Origin of the sequence: Streptomyces sp. NPDC059456, from assembly GCF_042750055.1 — a bacterium.
Lineage (GTDB): Bacteria > Actinomycetota > Actinomycetes > Streptomycetales > Streptomycetaceae > Streptomyces.
In genome coordinates this window covers 1-4,515 of record NZ_JBHYVA010000683.1, presented here as the reverse complement: position 1 = coordinate 4,515, position 4,515 = coordinate 1, and the positions used below count along the sequence as shown (strand labels likewise).

Genomic DNA, 4,515 nt, shown 5'->3' with positions numbered 1-4,515 from the left:
GGGCCCCGCCCGCGCAGGCCGCCCCCGGGCCCGGGGGCGCCGTCGTCGGCGCCGGGCTTGCCGCCCTTGCGCGGCTTCGGGCCCATCAGGCCGCCGCCCTGCATCTCCCCGTGGCCGTGCTCGCGCACCTCGGCGGCGAAAGCGCCCCGCCCGTGCTCCCGGTGGCCGTGCTCGGCCACCGCGACCGCCGCCGCCCCGCCGCCGATCACGACGACCGCGCCGAGGGCCACCCAGCGGGTGCGCCGTCCACGGGCCAGCCGGACCAGCCGGCCGCGGCGGCCCGTCACCGCACCGGTCGTGCCGGCCTTGGCCGCGCCCGGGTCCGCGGGCGGCTCGGCGGGCTGGGGACTGGACTGAGTCATCGGCATGCTCCTCGCGTTCTCCGGGCACTCCGCCCGGCTCGGCAGATCTTGCGCGCCCGATGCTGAAGCTGTGCTGAAGCCGGCTGAAGACCTCTTCAGCAAACCGGCGGAGCGACCTGAGAACCTTGTCCCCATGCGCGTACTGGTGGTCGAGGACGAACGACGGCTCGCCGCTGCCCTCCAGCGGGGCCTGCAGGCCGAGGGCTTCTCCGTGGACGTCGCCCACGACGGCCCGCAGGGTCTGTGGCTGGCCGCCGAGCACGACTACGACGCCATCGTGCTCGACATCATGCTGCCCGGCCTCAACGGCTACCGGGTCTGCGCCCGGCTGCGCGCGAGCGGCTGCGAGTCGGGGATCCTGATGCTCACCGCGAAGGACGGCGAGTACGACGAGGCGGAGGCCCTCGACACCGGCGCGGACGACTTCCTCTCCAAGCCCTTCTCCTACGTGGTCCTGGTCGCCCGGCTGCGCGCCCTCATCCGGCGCACCGGCCGGCGCAGCCCGCAGATCATGCAGTTCGGGGACCTGGTGATCGACCCGGGAGCGCAGCGGTGCACGCGCGCCGGCACCGAGGCCCGGCTGACCTCGCGCGAGTTCGCGGTCCTCGTCCACCTGGCCCGGCGGGCCGGGGAGGTCGTCCCGAAACGGGAGATCCTGGAGAACGTCTGGGACGCGGCCTACGACGGCGACCTCAACGTCGTCGAGGTCCACGTCAGCGCGCTGCGCCGGAAGATCGACGCACCGTTCGGCCGGGCCGCGGTGGAGACCGTCCGCGGCGCCGGCTACCGGCTGGCGGCCGACGGTGGCTGAACCGCGCACCGGGCCCGCCGCCGGACTCCCCGGCCGCATCGGCCTGCGCCCCGGCGGCCGGATCCGGGGCCTCGCGCGGCGCCTGCGCCCCCGGTCCGTCCGAGCCCGGGCCACGCTCGGTGCCTCGACGGTGGTCGCCCTGGCCCTCGGCGCCGCCTCCTTCGCCCTGCTCGGGATCCTCGACGGCAACCTCATGGGCAACGCCCAGGCCGACGCCGAACGGCAGGCGCTGTCCACCGCCGGGCTGGTGGCCGCCGGCCGGTTCGACCCCGTACTGACCCCCGGTCGCGGCACGGACTTCGTCCAGGTCGTCGACGCGCAGGGCCGCGTCCTCGCGGCGAGCCCCAACCTCGCCGGCCGCCCGGCGCTGTCCCCGGCCCGCCCGGGCAAACCCGGCACGGTCCGCGGGACCTGGAAGGAGGGCCCGGCGCGCGGCGACCGCCGCCACCGCGTCGTGCAGGTCACCACCGTCACCGCGGACGGACTGGTCACCGTCTACGCGGGGACCTCCCTGCGGGAGGCCGACACCGCCGACGACGTCATCACCGGTGTGCTCGCCGTCGTCGTACCGCTGCTCGTGCTCACCGTGGCCCTGGTCACCTGGCGGGTGACCGGCTGGGCACTGCGGCCCGTCGAGGCGATCCGCGCCGAGGTCGCCGCCATCGGCGACCGCGACCTGCACCGCCGCGTGCCGGTGCCGCGCAGCCAGGACGAGATCGCCCGGCTCGCCGTCACCATGAACACCACCCTGGACCGGCTCGAAGCCGCCGGGATCCGCCAGCGCCGGTTCATCGCCGACGCCTCGCACGAGCTGCGCAGCCCGATCACGGTGCTGCGCACCCAGCTGGAGGTCGCCCAGGCGCATCCCGATCCGGCGCTGTGGGGCGAGCTGGTCAGCGGGGCCCTGGAGGACACCGTACGGCTCCAGGACCTCGCCGCCGACCTGCTCCTGCTGGCTCGCCTGGACACCGGGGAGCCGCCCCCGGCCGCCCCGGTGGACCTGGCGGACGTCGCCCGCGAGGCCGCCGGGTCGCGCCGGCGGGACCGGATCCCCGTGGACACGGAGATCGCTCCCGAGGCCGTCGTGCGCGGCAGCACGCTGTGGCTGTCGCGGCTCGTGACGAACCTGCTGGACAACGCCCAGCGCCACGCGGAGCGACGGGTACGGCTCGTCCTGCGCGTCGACGAGGCCCGGAGCACCGCCGTACTGGAGGTCCGCGACGACGGGCCGGGCATCCCGGAGGCGGACCGCGAGCGGGTCTTCGAGCGGTTCACCCGCCTCGACGACGCCCGCAGCCGCGACGAGGGCGGCACCGGGCTGGGCCTGGCCATAGCCCGCGACATCGCCACCCGGCTGGGCGGTTCCCTCACGGTCGAGGACGCCCCGGCCGGCGCCCGGCTCGTGGCCCGGCTGCCCCTGGACACCGCCCCGAGCGGGGCGGACACGCGCTTCTGATTGTTCCCCGTTCTGCTTTTTTCGCGCCTGTCCAACTCTGTTCACTCCATGCTTGCTCCGGCTCCTGAAGGGGGGCGTGGCAACGCCATGAGCCGTATCCCGGACAGACACCAACCAGGCGCAGCAGCAGCCAGAGGACGGCGCGATGAAGAACAACCGGATGATCGTCACCGCGGTGGCGCTCTTAGCGATCGTGCAGGTGCCCGGCCGGGACGGGGGGCCTCGGGGATGAACCTCCACTCGGCGCCGCAGGACCTCCCCCAGGGCCGGCGCGGCAGGCCCGGCCGGCCGCTGGGTCCCATCAGCGAAGGCACGGGACCGGCGCACCGCGCCTGGCTGGAGCCGCTGCGCGCTGCCATCCACGGCAGGGGAGTCACCCTGGACGAGCTCCAGGCGCGTACCGGCCGCCCCAAGGGTCACATCTCCGAGCTGCTGCGGGCCGTCGGACGCTACCCCCGCTGGGTGTTCGTCCGTACGGTGCTCCTCGCGCTGGAGCGGCCCGGCCTGCCGTACGACACGATGCGGCTGCGCTGGGTGATCGCGGCCGGGGACGCCGGCAAGCGCACTTCGTGGATCAAGGACTGCCTCCACGAGGGCGGCGCCCGCCACCGCACCGCGAACGCCTCGGCCCCGCTGGACTTCCGGGCGTTCCAGCAGATGCACCGTCCGCACTACACCAGCTACGCGTCGGTGTTCCTGCGCCGCAAAGGCCTCGTCGACAAGGCGGTCGAAGACGTCTTCACGCTCTTGCTGATGCTGTGGCACGACGCGCTCGCCAGCGACAACCCCGAGCGGTTCGCCTGGCCGATGCTGCGTCAGACGGTGCTCGAACGCGCCCCGAAGGAGAACGGCCGCCCCTCGCTCGTCGACGCGGCCTTCGACACGGTCGCCCTCGACTTCGCCCCCGACCCGGTGGGACAGGTCGAAGAGTCCATGGCCCTGTTCCGCGCCGTCGGGGGCCTCGCGCCCATGCAGCAGGACGTCATCGTCCTGCTGTACCTGTGCGGACTGCCGGAGGCCCGGGCGGCGAACGAACTGGGCGTCCCGCTGGCGTCCGTACGGTCCACGGCACGGCACGCCGTACGCAACCTGCACGCCGCCCTGTATCCGGACAGCACCACCGAGGAGGAGGTCTCCGGTGACCTCGACCGTTGAGCAACTGCTGGCCCGCGCCCGCCTGCACACCGCTTCGCACGCACCCGCCGACATCGCGGACACCGGCGGCGCACCCCGGCCGCCGGGCGCCCGGGCGCCCGAGCGGGCGGCGGGCGGACCGCGCAAGGACATGCGGGGGGCCGCCCGCGACCTCCAGGCCCTGTGCGAGACGGCCGTCACGGGCAGCGCCGTCGCCGCCCTGGGCGACTTCCTCACGCACCAGCTGCCCCAGCCCTCCGGCGCCCGCGTGCTGGGCTGCATCCTGCTGCTCACCGGCGCCGAGGACTCCGCCCGCTTCTGGTGGCAGTACGCCGCCGGGGCAGGCGACTCGATCGCCTCGTACTGCCTGTACCTGCACCACCTCGCGCTGGGGGAGGACCACGAGGCCCTCTGGTGGCGGCGCCAGAGCGCGCCGCCCGCCCCCGGGCACGCAGCCGGCGCCCCGGACGAGCCGGAGGTGGCGACGGTGGTGTTCGAGGGCGCCGCGCGGGACCTCGCCGCCGACGCGAGCCTGCCCACCACCCTGCGCGTCCTGCGGGCGCTGCGGCCCGGCGGAACCGCGGCCCGGCGCGGTTCCGGCACCGTCAGAGCCGTCATGGAGTACGTCTCGGCCGCCGTCAGCTACGTCGACGACGACCTCGAACTGCCGTTGCCCGACCCTGACTTAACCGAGCGGATCCGCGCGCTGACGGCCCCGGCCGCCCGGCCCCCGAGGCCGGGCCGGCGCACCG

The 4,515-nt window shown here is 75.2% G+C and carries 4 protein-coding genes and 1 pseudogene; 4 read left to right on the top strand and 1 reads right to left on the bottom strand.

The features are described 5' to 3' along the window. A pseudogene (locus ACFXA3_RS36350) lies at positions 1-362 on the bottom strand (hypothetical protein); the annotation flags it as partial. A 133-nt stretch (positions 363-495) separates the two neighbouring features. Between ACFXA3_RS36350 and ACFXA3_RS36345 the strand changes: the two are divergent. The 4 genes from ACFXA3_RS36345 to ACFXA3_RS36330 all read left to right on the top strand — a co-directional run. Beyond that, positions 496-1,173, top strand: coding sequence for a response regulator transcription factor (locus ACFXA3_RS36345; protein WP_385194372.1), 678 nt, complete (start codon positions 496-498; stop codon positions 1,171-1,173). Beyond that, positions 1,166-2,629, top strand: coding sequence for an ATP-binding protein (locus tag ACFXA3_RS36340; RefSeq protein ID WP_385194370.1), 1,464 nt, complete (start codon positions 1,166-1,168; stop codon positions 2,627-2,629). The genes ACFXA3_RS36345 and ACFXA3_RS36340 overlap by 8 nt, the downstream gene beginning before the upstream one ends. A 228-nt stretch (positions 2,630-2,857) precedes the next feature. Then, positions 2,858-3,784 carry a sigma-70 family RNA polymerase sigma factor gene (locus ACFXA3_RS36335; RefSeq protein ID WP_385194368.1) on the top strand — a complete coding sequence of 309 codons (927 nt, stop codon included), beginning with the start codon at positions 2,858-2,860 and terminating at the stop codon, positions 3,782-3,784. Further along, on the top strand, positions 3,768-4,515 hold a 748-nt coding region (locus ACFXA3_RS36330; RefSeq protein ID WP_385194365.1), incomplete at its 3' end, for a hypothetical protein. The genes ACFXA3_RS36335 and ACFXA3_RS36330, both read left to right, overlap by 17 nt.